Here is a 24,280-nt window from a genome sequence, read left to right as displayed (position 1 = left end):
AGTACCTATCGCGCCATCGAAGCGGCACCCGTCATGTATTTGAGATCGTTGTCGATAAATCGAAGTCCCAACCCTAAGAAAATATTCTGCGATTGTGGATTTAGGAAATTATCCCATCCGCCGTAAAGTTCGAGGTGTTTCAGCATTTGATAACGCACCTGTGCTTTTAAATGGGCACGGGTTCCACGAACATCATTGACGGCATTGAAATCAAATGCTTCGGCACTGAATTTGACGCGATCATGATTCATAAAATAATCGACCCCAACCCCTCCGGTTGATTCAATCGCTCCAAATCGGAGCAAGGCATTGTCAAATCGTTTACCGTATTGTGCGGAATAATAGGTTTCACCCTCTTTGTTCACCCCAGGTTTTACCTCTGGATATTTTGAATAATCATCCGTACTGATCAAATCAAACATATAATAAGTCTCAGGATTCGGGAGATAGTTAACTCCCAGATACACTTTGCCGTATCCGTCACGGATCATATAATCCGTATGCATTGCCACCTGCAACTCGCTAACCGTAAAATTGGAGAGCATCGAATCAATTTTCCCGAATGCTTCCTCACCCCTTTTGAAAAATGAACCTGCATCCGAGACCGTCTCCTTCAATGAAGAGCGATTTTCAGTGAGAATAGCGGTCACATTATCTTCAATCTTGACAAATTTATCGACCGCTTCGGGGAGATTATGTTCCAATGAACCGCTGATATTGTCCATCCGCGCGGTCAGTGAATTGATACGTGCCATAATCGCCGGGAGATCTTTGTTTACCGTATCGGCGGTTTGATTAAACCCGGCACTCATCGTTCTGAAATTGGCAATGGCCGCGTGCAAATCATCGCGATTTTCGACAATGACGCCATCGAGATTCACACCGACATTGCGAAAAGCAATAATGGCGTCTTGAATCGCCGCTCGATGTTCATCATCCAGGGTAGAGCGAAAATCTTTCAGAAGCAACTCCAACTCTTTCGCAGCGGCATTCACCGAATCACTCGTTTGATCGAATGAGGCGTAGCGTCTGGATTGTAAAAGAACCCCTTCAGCCCGAAGCGGCTCTGCCGAATCCCCGACGATGATATTGAGGACTTTCGATCCCAAAAGGGACTCTTGTGCAACGCTCACCGATGAATCTTTGGGGATTTTAACCCCTTTGTCGATCATCAGGCTCAACCTAACACGCTTCCCGTCGATCGTAATCTCATCTACATCGCCGACGGTAACACCGTTCATTAGGACATGGGAATGCTTTTCGATACCTGAGGCATCATCAACATAGGCTTGAACTTTGTACCCCTCACTCCCCCATTTTCCCAGCGAGGTTACCTGAGTAGAGAGCAACAATAAAGCGCCCAATGCCATCACGACAAAGAGACCGATTTTCGCTTCCAGTTTCATGTGCTACCCTCTTTAATTGTTCAGTTTGTAATTAAACTCAGAACCGCCGAGCGGTTTGAGAATAATGGTAATAAAAATGTACGAATCATCCACGGAGTTACTCGTATTTAGATTGGTCAGCATAGGACGTCGGTTTTGAACGTACCGGATCCCAAAATCGAGACATCTCTGCGAATGTAAAAATCCGATTTCACTCCGTTTCCACAAATCTTCGCGGTAATCGTACGCTAGAAGGCCAAAAAAACGATACTGTCGATTATACTGATAGGCAGCATCAGCTGTCCAATAACTGGCATAAACAGGAACATCCCGTAATTGCGTAGTGTCATACTTGAGTTCGTCGGTATAATAATGGCTTACACCCGCGGTTACGATTCCATCATTATAGCGCAGTGTGTTTTGTTCTTTGGTGATACGGTTGCGATCATGATTATAAGCGGTTTGGTTGTAATAGGAAACGGCACTGCTAATCTCCCATTCCAGCTCATTTTGCAGCTCTCCGTAATAATTCCTCTGATCGTCATAGCGGAAATTTTGAGAAAGACGATCAACGAAAAATTGCTTTCCACTTTCGAAAAGATAGTTATTTAATCCCAACGATAAGGTATCGCTCGGTTCATTGAGAGAATAATATTGGCATGAAATATTGGTCGGATCCTCTGCACACACATCATGATAATTTTCATAATATCCGTTATAGAGTCGAGTACCTGCTGCTGTGTAACTGATAGAAGGGTTAATCACATGCGTTAGCGATTCATAGGGGCGGACTAATGTCGATGAGAGTGAAAGGGTGTGGTCAAGATGCGCATAAACCCCTTCTTGGTAATCTGTTGGGTCTCCCGATTGCGGATTCCCGTAAAAACCAATCACGTTGGAAAAAGCAGTAGCGGTATAACTCAAATCCAAATATTCATCCACCAAGGGTGTTTGAAAGGTCAACGGAATCGTAAAATCCCCTTTTACAGCCCGTTCACCATCCGGTCGGTAAAAATTGGTCACCATTGCATCGGCACTGATCATGATGTGATCTCTGAAAAAACTTTCTAAATAACGATGATAATGCAAACTGGGCAATGTTTGAATGGTCTGCTCATTGCTGGGGCGGTCCAAATACTGATAATGCTTTAAATAGGTCCCAAAATAGTTATCTTCACTGTTATAGAAGAAATTTATACGGGAGAGTATCTGATTTGAGGTTACATTTTGTGTTTGATCCGTGTGCTGAAGATTGAGATAATCAACGTCATTCATCCAGGATCCATCAACATAAAGCCCTGATTCACCGTCCAGATCGAGATCGAACCATTCGCGTAAAGGGGCAGCGTGACGATAGTTGACATCATACCCGTAATGGTTGTTGTTGGCTAAATCGTAATCGGCCGCATACTGAGCCTGCTCTTTGAAATATCCCATTTTAATCGACCCTTGGGAGGAAGGGGTATCCACAAAGCGAAAATCGGCGTACATGCCCGAACCGCGTGAAGTACGAATTTGAGGACGGAGTTCCGCATCCCACCAGTTTTGCGGTGCAAAATAGACCGGTTGTTGATAATAAAATCCTTCTGTATTTGAGACTCCGAAAGAGGGAATCAACAGCCCGCTTCGGCGGCTTCGGTCGGTCGGATACCCAAAATAGGGGAGATAAAACACAGGGATGTCCTCTACAACTAATCGCGCATTGTAAAGATTAACCCACATCTTTTCGGTGTTATAATCGGCACTGCTAAAACGTATTTTCCACAATGGGTCATGAGAGTCACACCCCGAAACAGTCCCATTGGACAAATCAATCTCATTTTTGCACGATTGCGCTTCATCCGTACTCATCCATACACTGGAGTCCTGATCGAACATATAGTACGGTCTGGTATAGCGGGTTTCATTCAGAAGATCGACACGTGTATAATCACTGATCACATGGTATTGTTGTCCCTTAAATACATTGATCGCACCTTTCGCTTCTATAACGCTTGTATTACGGTCATAGCTGAGTTCGTCGGCACTGAGAATCTGATCTTGATACAATACAACCGGATTGCCTGTAGCCGTAATAACCGAGCCGTTCACATCGACAACCGTGCCCAACAGTTCTACACGTTCATCCCCTAACAATAGGGCGGATGTGATCAAACTGATCCAGTAGAACTTATGCATTGATTACCAATGTCCGAGCAGTTCGGTCATGCCAACTCCGCCGATACGGATCGAGCATTGCCCAGACAAATCCAAGATAAAAAAGAAGTTCACTGACTACCCGAAAAACACTTCGGTTAAATGCACTTAGAAAACTGGGGTTGGAGAGGGTAGAGACTTCAATAACACGGATTTTCATAACGATTTTTCCGATACTGGCACCGTATTGCATCGTAAAAAAAGTGTGATAAATAATCTTAATGGCCATATATTCCAGTAAAAAACTGTTCGTCACGGCAATCATTGCCTCGATCGTATTGGCCTGGGCAATCGAGTCCCAAAGAATAACAACCATAAGGACGGACAAGAGCAGTTCATCGATACCGAAAGCAGCTGCTCTTTGGCGTACCGACGAGAGGGTGAGCCGCTCACGCTGGATGAGCGAATCGAGTTGTTCATCCATTATCGAAGGGCCTGATACGCAATATCGGTACGGAGTTTTTTCCCTGCATAGTGGACTTGCCCACAGAGCATATAGGCACGATCACGTGCTTCGCGAATACTCTCTCCGACCCCGACACATACCAACACGCGCCCTCCGGTCGCATAGAGTTTTCCCTCTTCCATACTCACGCCGGCATACGCAATATGGGTATTTGCAGCAATCTCATCGTGATGGATTTCATCCACAAGAATCTCTGCAGGCTCCGAGTTGTCATACGGATAGTTTCGGCTTGCCATTACCACTCCGACTGCATATTGGTTATGAAATTCAACATTCAGCGTATCGAGCTGCTTCGTCGCCGCTTTGTAAAAAAGCTCACTGGCCGGAGTTTTCAGAAGCGGCATCAAAATTTCGCACTCAGGGTCCCCGAAACGGACATTGAACTCCAACGTAATCGGCTCGCCGTTAACGATCATCAATCCGATAAAAAGGACACCTTCAAACGGTGCTCCCTCTTCTTGCATCCCTGTGAGAGTCGGGCGGACGATTCGATCTTTTACTTTTTCGTAAATCACATCATCGACGAGTGGTGTCGGAGCGTAGGCCCCCATCCCGCCGGTGTTGGGACCCTCATCATTATCGAGAAGTCGTTTATGATCTTGCGCGGCTTGAAGGAGGATAAAATCTTTGCCGTCACATAGGGCAAACATCGAGAGTTCATACCCGTCTAAAAACTCCTCGACAACAACCCGTTTACCTGCATCTCCGAACGATTTTCCGCTAAGCATCTCAGAGACGGCAACTTTTGCTTCCTCGTGGCTAGCGGCGATAATGACACCCTTGCCCGCACACAAACCATCCGCTTTAACAACGATCGGAGCGGTAAGGCTATCGATAAATTTAAACGCATCTCCGATATGATCGGTTTCGATGTAACGAGCCGTCGGGATGTTATATTTAGCCAAAAAGTTTTTCATATAGACTTTTGACCCCTCGAGCTGTGCTGCGGCTCTACTCGGTCCGAAAATCACCAATCCTTTGGCTTTAAACACATCGACCACACCGTCGCTGAGCGGACCTTCAGGCCCTACAATCGTCAAATCGATAGCGTTATCCAGTGCGAACTGGGCAAGTTCTTCGTAATCTTTGATATCAACGTTGGTTCCCAACATGGGAGTCGCACCGTTACCGGGAGCAAAATAGAGTGCTGATACCGCTGGGTCTTGTTTTAATACCCGCCCGATTGAAAATTCACGCCCGCCGCTGCCGATTACCATTACTCGCATAGATCACCTTGAAAAAAAATTATCTTATTTGAAACCCGCTAACGTTTCTCAAAAAAAACAATCCTGCTTCGCTTGCTGTCGCCTTCTGCTAAGCTTTTCGCTTCGCTGCATATAGCCCAACTGGCTAACGTAGATGGAGGGATTTTATTCCTCAATCGTCAAATCATATATAATAAGCCCAGGCGGGCGTTTCGCAGTAGCTTTGGTTCTTCAAAGCTGTAATTGCGCCACATCGAGCGTCTCTTCCGGCGGCAATCTCTCACGCAATGCGCTCAAACAAGACCACCGACACACCGAAACGTCTACAGATGTGACTAGTTGTATATGTAGAACCCTCATAGTGCGATTAGTCGCTGCGCCCAGAGAAGGTAATTATATCCTCAAAATGCTTAAAACGCAGATGTTTATCGAGCGATTTTTCGTGCTAAATCGACAGCCGAAGCGATACTCGTTTCAGGACTGATATGTACCTCTTTTGCATTTTTAAACGCATCTCGGGTCGTTTTTCCGATCGCAACCACAGAGTGGGTTGGGAGGATTTGGTAAAATCTACAATAACATTCGATGGAGGAGGGAGACGTAAAAACCAAAACGGCATCTTTTTCTATCGCAACGTCTCTCGCTTCTTCATTACACATCGTCTCATACACCACTGCTTCATCAATCTCAAGCCCCTCATTTCGGGCTGTTGCAACCCAATCAGAAGCAATTACTTTCGGACGCAGATAAAGCCATTTCCCCTTCCGCTTTTGATTACCCAAAATATTCGGAATCGACATTCCGTATCCATCCGCTACTTCGATCTCAACGGCACCTGCTTCACGGGCACATTGTGCCGTAGGTTCGGATACACAGATACATTTGAGTCTGTTCCAATCGACAGGATAGTTTTGCAATGCCAAAACCGTTTGCTTTGAGGTGATAATGACCCCTTCGTAGGCAGAAAAATCAATTTTTGGGGTTAAAAAACGGATGGAAAGGATAGGAATATGGATCACTCCCGGATAAGGAGTTTTAGAGATGAGATAGACAGGACGCAAAAGAGTGCGCCTTATTCCCACTCGATCGTTGCAGGGGGTTTGGAGCTGATATCGTAGACAACGCGGTTAATCCCGTCGACTTCGTTAATAATCCGGCGGCTGATACGCTCAAGTAACGTATGAGGCAAATGGGCAAACGTTGCCGTCATACCGTCCACCGCTTCGACGACACGTACACATACGGTATTGTCATAGGTACGGTTATCCCCCATGACTCCAACACTTTTCACATTAAGCAATACCGCAAATGCTTGCCATGTTTTCATATAATAGCCACTTGCTTTCAGCTCATCGAGTAAAATCGCATCGGCATCACGAAGGAGATCCAAATCCGCTTTATTGACTTCGCCCATAATGCGGATTCCAAGACCCGGTCCCGGGAACGGATGGCGATTTACAAGAGAATCAGGAAGCCCAAGCTCAAGGCCAAGTTTGCGTACTTCATCTTTAAACAAATCGCGTAACGGCTCAATCAACTCGAAATCCATCCAGTCAGGAAGACCCCCGACGTTATGGTGCGATTTAATGGTTACCGATGGACCGTTAACCGAAACCGATTCGATGACATCCGGGTACAATGTCCCCTGCGCCAAAAATTTGATCCCGTCATGTTTTTTTGCTTCCGCTTCGAATACTTCGATAAACGTATGGCCGATAATTTTACGTTTGGTTTCCGGATCGGTAACTCCTGCGAGTTTACCGAGGAAATCTTCCGATGCGTCCGCGACAACAAGAGGAACTTTCAAGTGAACTTTGAAAATATTTTCAACCGATTCACGCTCCCCTTTACGAAGCAATCCGTTGTCGACAAATACCGGAATCAACTGATCCCCGATCGCTTCATACAACAATGCCGCAACAACCGAAGAGTCAACTCCGCCGCTGAGGGCACAAAGCACTTTCCCCTCACCCACTTGAGCACGGATTTTGACAATTTGCTCTTTTAAGAAATGGCCCATATCCCATTTTTCGGTAATCCCGCAGATTTTACGGGCAAAATTTCGGAGCATCAAATACCCCTCTTCCGAGTGATTCACTTCAGGGTGATACTGCATTGCATACACCCCTCTGGATTCATCGGCAATCGCTGCATACGGAGAGTTCGGCGAATACGCGATCGGGACAAAACCTTCCGGCAACACATCTACTTTATCCGAGTGGCTCATCCATACCGCGCGCTCATCTTCACACCCCTCAAAAAGGACAGAGTGCTGCGTCATGTCGATGGTCAGTTCTGCTTTACCGTATTCATGATGATCGCTTCGGATGACTGAACCGCCGAAATCGACTGCAATACGCTGCATACCGTAACAAATACCCAAAACAGGAATTCCTAGGGCATATACACCCTGATCGACCTCATAGGCATCTTTATTATAAACCGATGAAGGTCCGCCGCTGAGGATGATACCTTTAGGATTTTTGGCTTTTATAGCATCAATTTTAGTGTGGTACGGAAGTACTTCACAATAAACTTTATCTTCGCGCAAACGGCGAGCGATCAACTGAGTGTACTGTGAACCGAAATCAAGAACGATAATATTGACGTCTTTCAAAGGAGAGCCTTTACTTGGAGATAATCGGGTAAGGGAATGAATACCCTTTGCGTTAATGAAAGGGTACCCTATTGTAGTTTAATTTTGAATATGAACTTAATACAAATCCAAAGGGCACTTCACAGGTGCAGCTGAAGCTGTCACTCTTCAATTCTTTGTCATGTAATGAACACCGATCGATTCAGAGCGCTTCTGGGCGGATTCAACGATACTCAGCGCAGTCAGCAAACGCAAGCGCAACAATCTTCCGACGCCGTCCGATAACATCCTGTCTATCGCTTCATGTGCAATCTGCAGCCCTGCAGGGGTACGGACAATCGAAACATTGTCCCACATAATTCGGCGAAGCTGATCTTTTTTCTCTTTGTCACCCTCCCTTTCGAGCGGCTCATCCCCTGCCTGAAAAGGTTCACTGCAACCTTTTAACGGATGAAACAAAATCGATTCGGCCGCTTTTTTGGAAAATACCAACCCCTCAAGCAAGGAATTGCTGGCCAGCCGGTTGGCTCCGTGTACTCCTGTCGAGGCCGCTTCACCCACAGCATATAGCCCTTTGATCCCCGGAACATGGCCATTGAGCTCGGTTTTAATCCCCCCGACTGCGTAGTGGAAAGCCGGAGAGATCGGAACCCGTTCTTTAGGCAACTGGAATCCTAAATCATGCAGCGATTTATAAATGTTGGGAAAACGCTCTTTAAAATACTCAGGCTCAAAATCCTCGCAGGAGAGATAAACCTGTTTTCCGGTGCGCTGCTTGTAGTCAAAAATAGCGCGGCTGACGATATCACGCGGTGCCAACTCCCCCCTCGGATCGTATTCGAATAAAAAGCGGTAGCCGTTCTCATCCACGACATGCGCCCCTTCTCCCCGCAGTGCTTCGGTCAGCAGAAGCTTACGCGCCCAGTTGTTCGCAACAAAAACCGTAGGATGAAACTGCATCATCTCCATCGATTCGAGTGAAATCCCCTTCTCGATACAAATACCGTGAATGTCGCCGCTGATGGTCGAGGCATTCGTATGGTATTCATACAAGGACCCCACTCCGCCGCTGGCGATAACGACATTATCGGCCAAAATAATTTTTCGGCTCCCCTCGACGAATACTTCCACACCGCAGCACTGATTGTTTTCGATCAGCAAATCAACCACCGTCGCATCGCTCAGCATGAGATGAGGATTTTGGTTCAACAAAAAGAAATGCAGATGCCTCCCCGTCGCATCTCCTCCAGCATGGAGGATCCGGCTGCGCGAGTGAGCAGCCTCTTTTGTATAAAGCAAATGCCCTTCGTCATCTTTATCGAATAAAAATCCCCGATCGATCAGGTCATGAATGACCCCTTGAGAATTCTGACTCATTACACTAACCGCTTCTCGGTCACACATTCCCGCACCCGCGTCGAGCGTGTCTTGGATATGAAGCGCGATATCGTCATCATCATATGCCGTCGTTACTCCACCTTGCGCGTAATACGTATTACATTCCCACGGATACGATTTGTTAATGATTAAAACATTTAACGTCTTTGGCAAAGCGATTGCGGTGTACAGACCGGCCACACCGGAACCTATTATGACGACATCATAGCGCAACGCAAAAGCCTGCTTTCGCTAAAGGTTTTTCATAATAGGGGGGAGCTTTATAGCCGCATCCGCTGATAAGCCCCATCAAAAAGGCCGCACTGCAGATCATTATCCATTGTTTTGCCATCTTATCCCCTGGTCGAAGTTCTTATTATTGGATGGTATAATAGCTTCAATAAATTATTCATTAAGAGTTGTGATGGTCAATCAGATTCGTGCTCTGCCTCACCAAGCAGGGATTTATCAGTATCTTGATGAAAAGGGGAGAATCCTCTACATCGGAAAAGCCAAAAATCTTTCCAAACGGGTTAAAAGCTATTTCAATCTCACCCCGGAACTCTCCCCAAAAACAACATTGTCGTTACGGATTCAAAAAATGCTCTCCGAAACCGTGGGACTTCATTACATTATCGTTGTCAACGAACACGATGCCCTGATTTTGGAAAACTCCCTGATCAAACAGCTCAAACCCAAATACAACATTCTCCTTCGTGATGATAAAACTTACCCGTATCTCTATGTCGACCTCGAAGAGCCCTACCCCCGTTTTGAGCTCACCCGCAAAATCATCAAAGGCAAATCGGTCCGCTATTTCGGCCCTTTTTCAGTAGGAGCACGTGATATTCTCGATTCACTCTACGAACTGCTCAAGCTGGTTCAGAAAAAAAGCTGTCTTAAGGGGAAAAAAGGGTGTCTTTTTTATCAAATGGATCAGTGTCTCGCCCCCTGCGAATTTCCCATTCCCCGTGAGAACTACCTTCCGCTAGTAATGCAGGGGATCGAATGGATCCAAAACAAACACCGTCTCATCAAACAACTCGAAGCGAAAATGGAATTTTATGCGGAATCGCTCCGTTTTGAGGAGGCACTGGTACTGCGCGATAGGATCGAGCGGATCACCAAGAGTGAGCTGACCTCCCAAATCGATCTGGCCTCTACCGAAAACTACGATGTATTCGCGATTGCACTGAGCGAAACCCGTGCGTGTATCCTCCGCCTTTTCATACGCGAGGGGAAAGTCGCTTCCACAACCCACGACTTCCTCCCCATTACCCCTTATTTTTCGCTTGATGAAGCGTACGAGCGGACATTAATCGGATTTTACGGCAGTGAAAAGCCCCCGATTGTTGCCCCTGTTTTAACCGCACACCCGTTTGAATCCAGGGAGTGGGTAGCGGAGCATCTTACAACCCTTTTTGGGAAAAAAGCCCATCTAGAAACACCGCACAGAGGCGGGAAAAAAGAGCTTATCGATCTTGCCATGACTAATGCCCATGAGCTCCTTCGGACTCCGCAGCCTACCAATGAAACGCTTTTAGTACAGCTTCAAACCCTTTGTCATCTCGACACCCTCCCCGGGCGGATCGAAGTATTTGACAATTCTCATCATGCCGGTGCTGCCACCGTCGGTGCGATGATCGTTTATGACGATGGCCATTTTGATAAAAAAGGGTATCGCACCTATCATCTGAATGCACGCGATGAATACGGCCAAATGTCCGAAATGCTCCGTCGTCGAATCGAAGGATTTGCAGACAACCCTCCTCCCGATCTGTGGATACTGGATGGAGGTGCCACCCTAAGAGCCTTGGCAATCGATTTACTGAATTCGTATGGAATCCATCTCGATGTTATCGCAATCAGCAAAGAGAAAATCGGCGGTGCCTCTCACAGAGCCAAAGGTTCAGCACGCGATATACTCCACACCAATGAAGAGACCTTGCGGCTGGAAAGTTCCGACAAACGTCTCCAGTTTGTCCAAATGCTCCGGGATGAAGCTCATCGAAGTGCTATTACCTTTCACAAAAAAACCAAGCTAAAACAGGATCAAAACTCCAAACTTCTGATGGTGCATGGGATATCTCAAGGAAAAATTCATAAGTTAATCGAATATTTTGGAACCTTCGAAGCCATCGGGAAAAGTGATTTTGAGACACTTTGTGAACTTATCGGTGAAAAAGATGCAAAAAATATCCAAAATTGTTACAGCGGATACAACTCTAAGTAATCTTTTATGGACTTTATGCCATATTCCATCCATTGTGTTTTCAGCAGTTTTTTAGTTAAGGGGTCGAATAATGGAAAAACCTATTCCAGTAAATGAAGAGTATCTTTTTGACGGACGCGCTATTGTCAGCGAAACTGATATACACGGGGTTATAACCTTTGCAAACCGGAAATTTTGCGAGATTTCCGGGTACAGTGTCGATGAGCTCATTGGCAAGCCCCACAATATTATCCGCCATCCGGATATGCCAAAAGCGGCATTCGCTCAAATGTGGAAAACGATTCAGGCAGGTACCTTGTGGCACGGATTAGTCAAAAATCTCCGCAAAGACGGACGCTACTATTGGGTTGATACCGAAGTGACCCCTACGTATGATGAAAACGGGAAGCTCAAAGGGTATATGGCCGCACGTAAACCGGCATCACGAAAGAATATCGAAGAAACGGCGGCGTTGTACAAAAAAATGCTTGAACAAGAATAAGGGGAGATGAGTGTTATTTTATAATCATAAACACGAGTTTATAGGAATCGATGAAGATGGTCTTAAGCTTTTAAATTACGCCTCTTTAGACGATTTATTAGGAGTATGTGCAGATGTAGCCGACCTTTTTGCCAATGAGCCGGGATACATCCATAACTTTAAAAGTTTCTCCTGGATCGATTTTATACTCCATGCCGATTCCGATGCCCGCTCGGCTATCGTTCACGCAAACGGTCGGACCTTTTCGTGCACATTGAGTCTCCATAACCTCTATTTGTGCGCGGAACCCGAGCTGAACGGCTATATGGTCGATATGACCCATATCCAAACCATTAGCGGCGAAGAAATCAAACCCCATACCATCACCCCAAAAGTGCAGCCGGCAGTCAAACCGACGGTGAGCAAAGCGACGCCGCCTCCTGTATCCACCCCCGATATACTTCCCGATTATGCGCATCTTACCCCTACGGCACTGAGTGAACCGGGGACACTGGATATCCCTTCCTACCCCGCAGCCGATATCGAAATACCCGCAGAACCTGCAGAGGATCTCTACGCCAAACTTACCCTCCCTCTCACTCATGAAGAACTTTATCCTGAACTTCCGCAAGCAACCGCGCCTGTCGAAGAGCGCATTGAACGCCCGATGCTGGGAGACACCCGTTACAGCAGTGCGGAAAAAGGGTTTTTGGAAAATCTGCATGTCGATAAGTCGTACCGATTTGATCCGAATGTCGCCGCCCATGAGCTGGGGCTTCCGGTCGATTTGATTGAAGAGTTCATCGGTGATTTCATCCAGCAGGCCTACGAGTTCAAATCCGAACTTTTTGAAGCGGTCCTCAAAGGGGATACCAATAATATAAAAATTCTTTCCCACAAACTCAAAGGGGTTGCGGCCAATCTCCGGATCGAAGATGCTTTTGAAACCCTCAGTGTGATCAATACGTCTGACGATCCGATAGAAATTGAAGCGAATCTCAAATATTTTTATACCATTGTCACCAAATTGGAAGGGAAAGAAGCGGAAGCAGCCGTAGAGGTCGAAGCTCCGATGTTCTTCAAACCTGAGGTACGCGAGACAGAGATTCCGGTAAAAACGGTTCCCATCGAAGAAGATGACATTTATGCCTTCGCTTTGAAAGAAAGCGAGCCGTTAACGGTTTGGGACGAAACACCTTTATCGGTTGATTCAGCGGAAAATGAGCCTGCAATCGAACCAATGCATTTAGAATCGATCGAAGAGCGTCTAAAGTCAACCGTTGAAACGGCCATTGCACCGGAGCCACCGGTCCAACCTCTGCATTATGATAAACTCTTTATTGCAGGGCAGCTTGGGATTGAGCACGACTTTTTTGATGAACTGATTGATGAGTACAAACGTGATGCCCTTGTTGCCGGACAAGAGATCACGGCAGCCATTGGTGCGTTTGATACTCACGCATGGAAAAAGACAGCCGGTCAGCTCAAAGGAATCAGCGACAATTTGCGCTTGAGCGAAATTTCCGACGAACTGGCGATCTTGTCTCAGACAAATGATGCCCAAGAAGCCAACAAAGCTTCTAAACGACTCAATAACTTTCTTGAACAACTATAGAAATAAGGGAATAGAGGAGATACCATGCAACTAGGACTTAGAAATCGACTTCGCCTGATCAGTCTTTTACCAATTCTGATTCTTTTTATCCTTGCGAGTTACTACGTTTACAATGCGTACAACAGCTACAGAGGGGCTCAACAGCTTCAAGTACGTCTTGAAGGGAATAAACAGCTTAATGATTTGATCAATAATCTCTCCCGCGAACGGGGTATGACCGTAATGTATATGGGTAATGCGTCAGCAGCTACCCTCAAATCACTCCATGCGCAACGGGCCATTGTTGATCAAAAAGTTGCCGGCTACCAAAAACATCTGGCTGAACTTGCGCATGCAAACGCTGAAGAGGCTTCAAAAGCGGACTCATTATCCCAATTGATTGCCAATCTCCAAAAAGAGATCGTTAAATCTCGACCGCTGGTCGATGACGGAACGGCTGATTTCAATAAAATTTTTACCGATCTGTACGGAAAATCTGAAGAGAAATTGATCAATGAGCTTGCCGGTCTTGCGACGCTTCATTTTGATGAAGAGGTCAATTCACTCTCCTCAAGCTATCTCTCTTTGGTCAGAGCGAATGAGTACAGCAGTATTGAACGTGACTATATCACCTACGTTCTCTCTCGTGCGACTCCGCTTGCCGAAGAGGAACTGAACCAATGGATCTCCCTCATTGCAAAAGCCGATACCTTTAATCTTGAAGGGATTAATAACAAGGGGATCCAAACAACGCTGCAAACCTCTTTGTTCAGTGAAGACAATACAGAGCTCTATCTCGATATTACAACGGAGCGAACCGGCATTTTACAAGCTGCCACAAGCGGTGCTTATGAAACCCAATCAGGTATTTGGTTTGCGATGATTTCTGAAAAAATCGATGCTATCAATGCCGCTGAACAGATTTTGATCGAAGCAATGGACAAACGTGCCGATGTGGTTCAAAGCCAAGCCGTTCAAATCCTTATTATTGCTATCGCTGTTTGGATTTTAGGACTCTTGGTCGCCATTTTGGGCTACCTCTTCTCTGCTGAGATCACCACCAACATCAAAAACCTCGAATCCGTTTTAAAACGGGTTGCCGAAGATACACACGACAACGAAGCTGAGGCTTTAAGCCATACCATCAATCTCGATACAACGGCTGGAACAGCTCAAGCGTATGCACTCTTGGAGCGTATCATTGAACAAACCCTCAATGATAAACAATTCGCGATGGAAGCATCCGAAGCCAAATCGATGTTCCTGGCCAATATGTCCCATGAGATCCGTACACCCCTCAACGGTATTGTCGGATTTACCGAATTGCTCAAAGATACCGAACTGCATGATGAACAGCGTGAATTTATCGACATCATCGAAAAAAGTTCTGAAAACCTCCTTGAAATTATCAATAATATTCTTGACCTTTCTAAAATTGAAAGCAATAAACTCGAAATCGAAGAGATCGTCTTTAATCCGATGGATGAGTTTGAAAGTGCCGTTGAAGTCTACGGCGTTCGTGCTTCCGAAAAACACATTGACCTTGCCTGTTACGTCGATCCAAGCCTTGAGCGTCCTCTCAAAGGGGATCCGACCAAAATCAAAGAGGTTATTATCAATCTCCTCAGCAATGCGGTTAAATTTACCAACAGCGGCGGTGCCATCAGTGTCGATATTCGCCGCGTAGAGTGCGAAACTCCTAACCGTGCACGTGTCCGTTTCGAGGTCAAAGATAACGGTATCGGGGTTACCAGTGAACAAAAATCACGTATTTTCGAAGCGTTTTCCCAAGCCGATACTTCCATTACCCGTAAATACGGCGGTACCGGTCTTGGTCTCACGATTTCAAGCCGCTTTGTTGAGCTTATGGGGTCCAAACTCGATATTGAGAGTGAACCGGGCAACGGCACGACCTTCTTCTTCACAATAGAATTTGAAGAGATTGAAACCCTTAATGAACCGGTAAAAGGATCATTTTCAAATATCAATGCCCTTATTTTAGAGAGCACGACGAAGAAAAAACTTCAAAATACTTATCTTAAAGAGTATTTGGATTACTTCGGTGTCAGCTATACCACTTTCCATGAACTCGATGAACTTAAGATGTTGGAGCGCCAGGTCAATTATGACCTCTTATTCATTGATAACGACTATACCAATGACAGTGATATCATTGCCTATGCGTCCGCTCAAGAGCAGCTTGTCCTGATCACCAAATCGTACTATATGAAAAAAATCGACTCGATGGGAATCGATATTTTCAAAGTCCTTTACGAGCCGTTGAACAGTTCAAAAATACGTTCCATGTTGGATGCTTATGATGCCGAAGCATTTAGCAACCGCAAACAAAAAGTGACGCGTCGTAAAAAATTCGATGAGAAAAATTCCCGCTTCGCGGCTACGGCCCTCGTTGCGGAAGACAATATCATCAACCAAAAACTGATCCGACGAACACTCGAAGATCTCGGGCTTGAGATAACCCTTGCCAACAATGGACTTGAAGCATTTGAAAAACGTAAAAACGGCAATTTTGATGTTATCTTTATGGATATTCAAATGCCGGTACTCGACGGTATCGAAGCAACGCAGGAGATACTCGATTTCGAAGAAGATTATAATCAGCACCATATTCCGATCATTGCACTCACCGCAAATGCGCTCAAAGGTGACCGAGAACGTTTCTTGGCAGCCGGCATGGATGAATATACGACGAAACCACTGGTTCGCGCAGAAATCATCTCCTTGCTCAATAATTTCTTATCGCACAAGATTATCGATATTAAAGTCGTTCCGAAATCGATCCATGATATCGAAGCACCTTCCGAAGAATCAACCGTTCCACTCGATGAAGCGGCTAAGCAGAGCAGTGTAGAGAGATTCGAAGAGGTGCCGCAAACACTCGAGGAGCCTCTCGCGGTGGTAGAGGAGGAAGCCGTTAATGAACCGGTCAGTGAGAGCGAATTCACCGCACCGGAAGAAGAGAGTGTTCCGGTTATCCCTGAAGCTGTCCAGCCAGAGCACCGTTCAGCCTATGATGCTGATATTTTGATTGCCAAACAAAACACGTTGGAGATGAAACTCTTTAGTCGTATTCTCGATGATTTAGGGTATACCTATAAAAGTGTCAATACCTCAGAAGAACTAATGGAAGAGATCAAAGAGCGCCGCTATAAGCTTGCATTATTTGACAAAACGCTTAGCCAGCTAAATCTCAAGGATCTGTATGATATAATCCGTTCCAATACTAGTGATACGTCTCTTGTGATGCTCATCGATCCAAACAGTAAGGAAGATGAGAATGATGCAATGTACGTTCATGAGATCATCAAAAATATCATTAACAAAGACTTGCTCCGCCTTGTTTTTGAAAAATTTATCTAAAGATTGGGGAAACTCTAAATGGGTGAGAAAAAACTAAAAGTACTTGCAGTTGATGATGATATGATCAACCTCAAGTTGCTCAAAACCATGTTGATGAAGACCCCAAATGTCTCTCAGGTTGTTGAAGCTAAAAACGGTGCTGACGCTATCGGTGTTTTGAAAAGTCAGGATGATATCGATATCATCCTGCTCGATATCATTATGCCGGTCATGGGGGGGATAGAAATGCTCAAAGTCATTCGTGCCGATGAGTCGCTTCGACAACTGCCGGTCATCGTTCTCACAACCGATGAAACCAAAAAAGGGGAAGCATTAGAGTGTGGGGCAAACGGTTTTCTCATGAAACCGGTCCGTGAAAAAGACGTCCTCGCTAAAATCTCCCAACTCGCACTTTAACAACCAATTCAATTCGTCATCCTCGGGCTCGACCGGGGATCCATTTTCTCTTTTACAGTTTCTGCCAGGAACGTTTATGTACCCGAATCGACTCGGTACTGAGATTATGGTCCTCAACACTCACATCCATCAATATCATCGTATCTTTGCCTGTACCCGATGCTAAGACATGAGCAGCAGTACAGTTAGAAGGCGCTGCTCCACGAAAAGAATATGCCAAAGATACACTCACATCATACGCCGGTGCACCGGCTGCATCATTCACCGTAATATTTAGATTTTCAAGACAGTTGCCTGCAGAAATATCAAACCCCTGTGCACGCATAACCGCAAACTCGGTTGCACTCATCGCCAAAAGTTCCGCTTGCGCACGGAGATAATTATCCCCGATCGATTTGGCCCCCGTCGATGCATTGCTCAGGAGCATTACCCCACCAAGAGCTACAAGAACCACGATAAAGATCGCCAATATCATCGCAAAAGCGGATCGTTTAGTACCGTACATGAACTCTCCTTTCACGACAAATCGCTTCGCTTTCACTTTCACTCACGCTGAGATTAGCATCAATACCTCTCATACATACCTTAAGCCTCCATACCAAACCTCGATCACTCACTCCGGGATTGGCCATAAAATCACTGGCATCATAATCGGCATAAAAATGGGCAACGTTACGACCCAGCGCATTATGATTTGCTGCTGCCGTATAATATTCCCCCAACCATGGTCGAAAGCCGCTGTACATAATAAACTCACCGTCATCATTGACCCGAAAAGCATACCCGGTACGCAAGAGATATTTGCGTTTGCCATTCGTGGCATTGTTCTCGGTACCGAGGGTGAGAGACGTTGCGGTCGTATTGGCAATCGTATGGTATCCTGCCGTACCGGCACCGCTCCATCGAAATCGAGCACAGGCCTCTATGTCAACACTGTCGGCGTCATAAATGGCCGAATTTGCTAAGGTGGAGCCGAAGGCGGTAATAATATCGTCTGCCATCGTATAATCTGCATCCGCTGCGGTAATCACATTATTAGCCCCTAAAAGGGTCTCTTCACTCCATCCCGGACGGTTACCACCGTTCCCGCGTATACTGTCGTGATCCACCCCGATAAAAGCCACCGTATAATCGTTTGTGTCTCCCTCTGTTGGAGGACCGTAACAGTGTGCACCGCCGCTTGCTTCAAGATTCACGATGGAGCTGCTGATCGCATTTTCAAAATATTTGGAGAGCTGTTCGAGTATATGGTCGGCCTCGGCTACCCGCTTGCTGTACTCTCCGGTACGGTAAATCCCCTCATAATACTGGCGTACCGCTTCGAGGGCGATCCCCCCGACTATCCCCAGAATGACAATCACAAAAAGAAGTTCGACCATCGTAAAGGCTTTACGCTTTGCACCGCGTCTCATCTAATTCCCTTTGTTGGATTTGAAAAAGGTCAGTGTAATATCCACATCCGAATCTGGATCATTAAACCGTGTTACCACCCGTTTCAGATGGCTTGTCGTTCCCGTAGCTCCACTGTTCATCGTATCGGATGATCCCAGCGTCCATGTCGCTGTTTGGGTATTACTCCCGCTTAGTGGATCTACCGTTGATGAAACATAATCCACTTCATACGTCGCTGTGACGGAATAAGAGGGTCCGGAGGTGGGGGAAATGGTTATGCTCTCCTCTCCGCCGTTAAGCTGCTCAATCCCAAATGTGAGATTACCGTCGGTGCTGGGAGTTGGTATCGCCGCATTCCATGCATCGGTGTTACACTGCATAGAGGAGACGTTTTCCTCCGAACCGATACGGTACCCTCCCGCCCGTGAACAGTTCAGATCCGCCATTGAAGTGATCATGAGCGGTCCGGAACCGGAGGCGCTGTAATTCCCATCCCACCGCGCCTGAAATTTATCAATCGTCCATCCGCTTAAACGGGACATGACATCCTCATCGATCGCCATTACCTTAGACGCATTGTTTGCCACACTCATCATGCTGGGTATGGTTACAACACTGATGGCAATAATCACGATAGCGAAAATCAGCTCAATCATCGCCATCGCAGGACGCATCGGTTTTCTCATCGGATCGCCGGAGCATAATCGGTCGTACTGTGCCATCCTGTTCCTTCGCTGGTTGATGATTTACTTGCTTTGTTCTCTTCTGAACCGCTTTTTGCACTTCCGGTCGCACCCACTGCGGGAGCCACATTGATGTTGAAACACGGATGGGTCATGCACTCAAGATTGAGTGCCGATGGATCACTGTAAGGCAATGCACTCACACCATACCACAACCATGGATCGGTATTGATATGGGCTTTCGCGCTGTACGGAGGGGTTTGCGCGGCGAAACCGTATGTTTCGACGCCCCCTACTGCTGTTCCCCCTATATTCACTGCCCCGCTGTTAACAAACGTCACCGTACCATCCCCATCCGCCGCGTCATCATGTAAACCGTTGATAAACCACGAACTCTCATTTCGGCTTGAAGCCAACGATGTGGTTCCGATACGCGGTGCATTGAAAACTTCATACCACGCGTTAGCGCTAAACGGAACGGTTCCAAATACACGAATATCGCGGGGGATAATGCGGCCATAGACAAAGGTAGAATTTCCATCAGCAGGAGAAACCACCGTATAAGGAAGGGCATTTGTACCGCTGCTTAAACGAGAACCGTTAATATCGGCAACCTTGACCCCATCCGTATAGCGAGAGGTCATAGAGATATTAAGGTTGCTTCCGTTCACATCAAACGGATTTTGCATCAGATTAATATCCCGGCGGAAGTTGAACCGCAGATACTGGGAAGCATTGTCTTCATCCCATGCAATCGTTTTTGCCCCAAAAGAAAATCCGACCGATTGATTGGAAATGTTCGTTTCATTGGCATCAGGATAGAGATAGGTCGATTTTGTTACCACCGGGACAACGGTTACAGGATTTTCCCATAAAGGGGAAGCAGAGAAATTACTCGTGATTGCACCCGCTTTGTTCCGTGCTTGCATCTGCGCATTGATCCGTCCCGCCATTAGCGCTACTTCATTCGCAAGGTAGGTAAAAGAATCTGTATTACCGTTGTTATTGGTAATTCCCAGCGCACTGAAGTTGAAATGATGGGGGATAAAAGTGACGTTTACATCACCGCAGACATACGTTCCGTTGGCATCACAGTTCATCGGAGTATCATCGTTATCCACAGCTGACCAATTTTGATCTTGGATATTAATGTTGATTTTACCCACATCATTAAAAGACAATCCGGCAATTTCACCGGTAACACCGGCTTTAGCCGATATCCCGTTTTGCATATCAAAACCACCGGCTGCAAAGGCTGCTGTCCCCGCCATCGAAGCATTGGCCTCGTTGTTTTTCATGTATTTTGTCGTTGTCAATACATACGTCGAATTTGCATCCGTCACGTTATAGTCCGGAGTATTCGTCGTCGAATTAAAGTTATACGCATTAATCGTCGTATTATACTCTTCACCCGATCGGAGAATATTAGACCAGTCATAATGGGTCGAAACGATTTCGAGTTTTTCCGGACGGATGGCAAAGTTATCGGTCGAACAGACAGCGGCTCCCGCTCCCCCCGCCAAACATTGATAACATCCAAATTCGTTATCGTATGGAGCGCTTGGAACTCCGCTGGCTGCGTAGCTACTTGATTGACAGGCAGGTCTCGCCCCACTTAATAAACATTCTGTCACTAAATTTGGAAAAACCTGCGCAAGTTTCGAATCGGAATTCAAACATTGAGGAACACCGTTTAAAACGGCTTGCGTATTACTGTTTGAACAATTAAAAGCGGCATCCATAAACTCTTGATTCCAATTGATAAAATTCATCATGATTTTTTTATCTTTGCCCGCAGCAGTTTCTGAAAACGTAGGAGTTGTATGGTTCATATCATTCTGCAAAAAGGTTACATACGTATTTCTGGATTTAGTCGCTATAGCTGCCAGTCTCTCTGTTTCCGGCAATGCACAGGTTGTACTGTCCACCACAAATAAATAGACACGATTGTTATCAATTCCCGTATAAGGAGCCAATTGACCACTCGGATTCAATGAAACCACACTGAGTGAACTCGGTTTATTGGCGACTTTTGTCATAATGGAACGATTGTTATCGGCTAGCGGTATGGATGTTTCACGGGCATCGAAACCAACCGCCGCAATATTTTGAGCATAGTTATATGATCCGGCATTGGCAATATTCGACGAAGCATTGGGCATGGAGATACCGGTTACGTTGTCTTTGTAGCTGGCGAACATCTGGTTTTCAACCAAAACACTTTGACCCTGAGTATCCGGGTCCGCGGCGACGTTTACACTGAATTTCATCGTGTAGGTAGAACCTACAGCGATCGTCGGAACATAACACCATGCTTTGGTCGCTGTCGTACCCGCATCACCCGTAAAATCAACACTACAGTTGGCATCGTATACCGTACATCCCGGTACGCCAGAAAGCCCCTGTGCACAATGCCAAGTTGTAGTCGAATCTACACTCGATAGTCGGATCGACTGTTTGATCTTGGTCGCATTGCGTTCGAGCATATCGCTCAGATAAATCGCAGGATCGGTATCATTTCCATCGGTACGCTTAAGGAGATTTTGGGTGAAATCATCATAAATCGTAATCTCTTTCGCCGTTTCCCGTCCGCCATTCGTAAACGATGCCGTATAATCGATCTGCTGACCTGCGCTTAATGCTCCGCTTGAACTCGTACTGGGTGTTTTAGTAATGTCGATACTTGGGGCATATATTTGCGTCGAAAAAGCAAAAACGCCAGGATTGAAAACATCATCAGCTGTTGAAAGCGTGATTTTTGTACCTGTTTGATTATTGGTAATAATTCCTGATCCTCCGTTACTCGTCCCAACATTATATGTATCGATATCAATTCCAATTACATTATCGTAATTCGGAACTCTCGTATCACCTGAAATCGATGTTATGGAAGAATTCATAGGGTTATAAGGACCACTAGTTGTTGTTGCAGTTCCATCTGCTTTTAAATAATATGGCGTTCCAGTTGCAGATGACTGTGTAAGTGAGATTTTATCTCCATTATAAGGTGAGGAATTTTTTCTATCACCCTCGCTCCCGAAATAGAGGAATTTTGAATCAACAGTTCCACCACTCGGAGTTAGAAATCCTGTCAAAGTTGCAGATGTAGGATTACTATTATTAACAGCATTAAATCCATCATACACGGTTATATTTTTCAAAGTCGTATTGGTATCTTTGTAAACAACGACCATCGCCCATCCGCCAAAATGACCTGGTGTATATGCACCGCCAGAAGTTGCTTCAATATTTGCTACTTGATACGTTCCAGCACCTTTTGTTTGTACAATTGAAGTGATATCTTTTATCCCCTGGTAATACCAAGCTAGCTCAAAAGTACCACCAGACGACGGGCTGATCATCCAGTTAAAACGATTATTTGTTGTTTCAGCATCGATTTGCCGATAAGTACTATCTCCTTGCGCTTTTAACAAAACTTTTTTCGCATTTGTAATTTGAGTAGTAGAAGGAGTACCTTTAATACCAGCTTGCCAATACAATCCTGCCCATACTACATCATTTTTTGTAACACCAGTCGGAAATGCAAACGTATAGCTCGTAGAGTTTTTTATACTTGCATTACTCTCATCACTCGATAATTTATAAAACAGCGTATCTAACTCATTATTTGTAAGTGTAGCATCTACAGTTGCTGCACAATGATTTGTACCGTCATTCTTACAGAGAATCGAGTTACCGATGATTTTAATGTCCCCTTTAATATTTGATTGATGGATAATTTCAAAGCTACGTGGATTGTTACTTCCATAATTCATGTCATCATCTAGAATCGTACCCACCGCTTGCGAATCAAATACGCTCACCCCTGTTATATTCGTCAAATTGATGTAAAACGTTTCATCCAGTTCCGCGGTAGCATCCCCACGTACCGTCACGCTGAACGTTTGCTGCAAGGTGCTTGTGTTCGGGTTGAAACGGATATGGCCGTTTGCTGCAGTGTAATCGTTATTTGCGGTAGTAGCCGTTCCATTGGCTGTGGCCCAATCAAATTCGACAGCCGATGAGGGAGATGAACTGAGAGCTACCGTGAATGTCATTGTTTTCGTACCGCTATTCCCCTCCGTGACGCTCATATCACCGATCGAAAGCGAGGGTGGGTCATCATTTGTGATTGTCCCTGTTGCTGTCGCTGTGACAATCGTCGCATTGACAGGGGAAGAGAGAGTCAGTGTATAGGTTTCGCTTGGTTCCCCATTTGTATCCCCAACAATGGGCACGCCGATGGTTTTCGTTGTTTCACCGGGGGCAAAGGAAAGGCTCCCTGATGCTATTGTAAAATCGCTTCCCGCTGTCGCCGTCCCATCAGCAGTTGTGTAATTAACCGTTACCGTGCTTGTCGATGACGAACTGAGCGTTACCGTATAAATCGCATTGGTTGTTCCACTATTCCCTTCGGTCGTGCTGAGGGTTGTCGGAGAAATCGATATGCTTGGTAGCGATGAAACAAAGTTGAATGTAAAATCGTATCTTTGATTATTTGCACTGCTTTTAATTCGTAGGTTAAAATCCGCAGCACCGCTAAACGTTATACTCCCTCCATTATTAATAATAGTACCTGTCCCATCTGATGGACAATTCGATAAATCATATTTATAGACTACGTCAGCATCTGCGACACGTGTAAAGTTTAATGTCCCAGCTGAAGGGATATTAAAATAATAAAATTCTGTATCACCACTATCAAATTGATTGCCTGAATAGGAATCTGAAAATGTCGCATTTACTCCAGATTCTGTAAAAGTATGATCGGTTGTATTACTACATTGATCTGCACCCCATCCCGACACGGCAAACATCATCACCATACCAAAAGCGGCAAACATCCGCGAAAACGTTTTGTAGAGATTGGATTGCCACGCTACGCTCGCAATGACGGGAGTTTTTACGGTTTTCAT

17 protein-coding genes are annotated in these 24,280 nt (G+C 45.7%); 5 read left to right on the top strand and 12 right to left on the bottom strand.

Features of this window, described 5'->3' with window-relative positions; all coding sequences use genetic code 11:
* Positions 1-5: 5 nt before the first annotated feature.
* The 8 genes from WB308_RS05555 to WB308_RS05520 form a co-directional block, all read right to left on the bottom strand.
* Complete coding sequence (locus WB308_RS05555; RefSeq protein WP_424189811.1) at positions 6-1,406, bottom strand: MlaD family protein; 1,401 nt, start codon at positions 1,404-1,406, stop codon at positions 6-8.
* Positions 1,407-1,418: 12 nt separating this feature from the next.
* Positions 1,419-3,563: an LPS-assembly protein LptD gene (locus WB308_RS05550; protein ID WP_424189809.1), complete on the bottom strand. Its 2,145-nt coding sequence runs from the start codon at positions 3,561-3,563 to the stop codon at positions 1,419-1,421.
* A complete protein-coding gene (locus WB308_RS05545; protein ID WP_424189807.1) occupies positions 3,556-4,005 on the bottom strand; it encodes an RDD family protein in 450 nt (149 codons plus the stop codon). The genes WB308_RS05550 and WB308_RS05545 overlap by 8 nt, the downstream gene beginning before the upstream one ends.
* Entirely contained in the window at positions 4,005-5,273 is a 1,269-nt protein-coding gene (gene purD / locus WB308_RS05540) for a phosphoribosylamine--glycine ligase (protein ID WP_424189805.1), read from the bottom strand. Before purD ends, WB308_RS05545 begins: the two co-directional genes overlap by 1 nt.
* 404 nt (positions 5,274-5,677) lie before the next feature.
* Entirely contained in the window at positions 5,678-6,313 is a 636-nt protein-coding gene (locus WB308_RS05535) for a uroporphyrinogen-III synthase (protein WP_424189803.1), read from the bottom strand.
* Positions 6,314-6,324: 11 nt separating this feature from the next.
* Positions 6,325-7,869 carry a glutamine-hydrolyzing GMP synthase gene (guaA, locus tag WB308_RS05530; RefSeq protein WP_424189801.1) on the bottom strand — a complete coding sequence of 515 codons (1,545 nt, stop codon included), beginning with the start codon at positions 7,867-7,869 and terminating at the stop codon, positions 6,325-6,327.
* 147 nt (positions 7,870-8,016) lie between these two features.
* A complete protein-coding gene (gene nadB / locus WB308_RS05525; protein ID WP_424189799.1) occupies positions 8,017-9,459 on the bottom strand; it encodes an L-aspartate oxidase in 1,443 nt (480 codons plus the stop codon).
* A complete protein-coding gene (locus tag WB308_RS05520) occupies positions 9,449-9,577 on the bottom strand; it encodes a hypothetical protein (protein WP_424189797.1) in 129 nt (42 codons plus the stop codon). Before WB308_RS05520 ends, nadB begins: the two co-directional genes overlap by 11 nt.
* Before the next feature lie 72 nt (positions 9,578-9,649).
* On the opposite strand from WB308_RS05520, the gene uvrC reads away from it, so the two are divergent.
* The 5 genes from uvrC to WB308_RS05495 all read left to right on the top strand — a co-directional run bounded on the left by uvrC (position 9,650) and on the right by WB308_RS05495 (position 17,289).
* Positions 9,650-11,458, top strand: a complete 1,809-nt coding sequence (gene uvrC / locus WB308_RS05515; RefSeq protein ID WP_424189795.1) for an excinuclease ABC subunit UvrC — start codon at positions 9,650-9,652, stop codon at positions 11,456-11,458.
* Positions 11,459-11,528: 70 nt separating this feature from the next.
* Positions 11,529-11,939, top strand: coding sequence for a PAS domain-containing protein (locus WB308_RS05510; protein WP_424189793.1), 411 nt, complete (start codon positions 11,529-11,531; stop codon positions 11,937-11,939).
* 10 nt (positions 11,940-11,949) lie between these two features.
* Positions 11,950-13,533, top strand: coding sequence for a hypothetical protein (locus WB308_RS05505; protein WP_424189791.1), 1,584 nt, complete (start codon positions 11,950-11,952; stop codon positions 13,531-13,533).
* 24 nt (positions 13,534-13,557) lie between these two features.
* Entirely contained in the window at positions 13,558-16,893 is a 3,336-nt protein-coding gene (locus WB308_RS05500) for an ATP-binding protein (RefSeq protein ID WP_424189789.1), read from the top strand.
* A gap of 18 nt (positions 16,894-16,911) precedes the next feature.
* Positions 16,912-17,289, top strand: a complete 378-nt coding sequence (locus tag WB308_RS05495; protein ID WP_424189787.1) for a response regulator — start codon at positions 16,912-16,914, stop codon at positions 17,287-17,289.
* A 52-nt stretch (positions 17,290-17,341) separates the two neighbouring features.
* Here WB308_RS05495 and WB308_RS05490 read toward each other — a convergent pair whose 3' ends face one another.
* The 4 genes from WB308_RS05490 to WB308_RS05475 are packed head-to-tail and all read right to left on the bottom strand — an operon-like array spanning position 17,342 to position 24,280.
* Complete coding sequence (locus WB308_RS05490; RefSeq protein WP_424189785.1) at positions 17,342-17,794, bottom strand: hypothetical protein; 453 nt, start codon at positions 17,792-17,794, stop codon at positions 17,342-17,344.
* Positions 17,781-18,701, bottom strand: coding sequence for a type II secretion system protein (locus WB308_RS05485; RefSeq protein ID WP_424189783.1), 921 nt, complete (start codon positions 18,699-18,701; stop codon positions 17,781-17,783). Before WB308_RS05485 ends, WB308_RS05490 begins: the two co-directional genes overlap by 14 nt.
* Complete coding sequence (locus tag WB308_RS05480) at positions 18,702-19,403, bottom strand: hypothetical protein (protein WP_424189781.1); 702 nt, start codon at positions 19,401-19,403, stop codon at positions 18,702-18,704.
* Positions 19,364-24,280, bottom strand: coding sequence for a Calx-beta domain-containing protein (locus WB308_RS05475; protein WP_424189779.1), 4,917 nt, complete (start codon positions 24,278-24,280; stop codon positions 19,364-19,366). The genes WB308_RS05480 and WB308_RS05475 overlap by 40 nt, the downstream gene beginning before the upstream one ends.

The organism is Sulfuricurvum sp. (genome assembly GCF_049587615.1).
Taxonomy (GTDB): domain Bacteria; phylum Campylobacterota; class Campylobacteria; order Campylobacterales; family Sulfurimonadaceae; genus Sulfuricurvum.
Note: the sequence above shows the minus strand (reverse complement) of the source record. Positions and strands in the feature narration are given on the sequence as shown.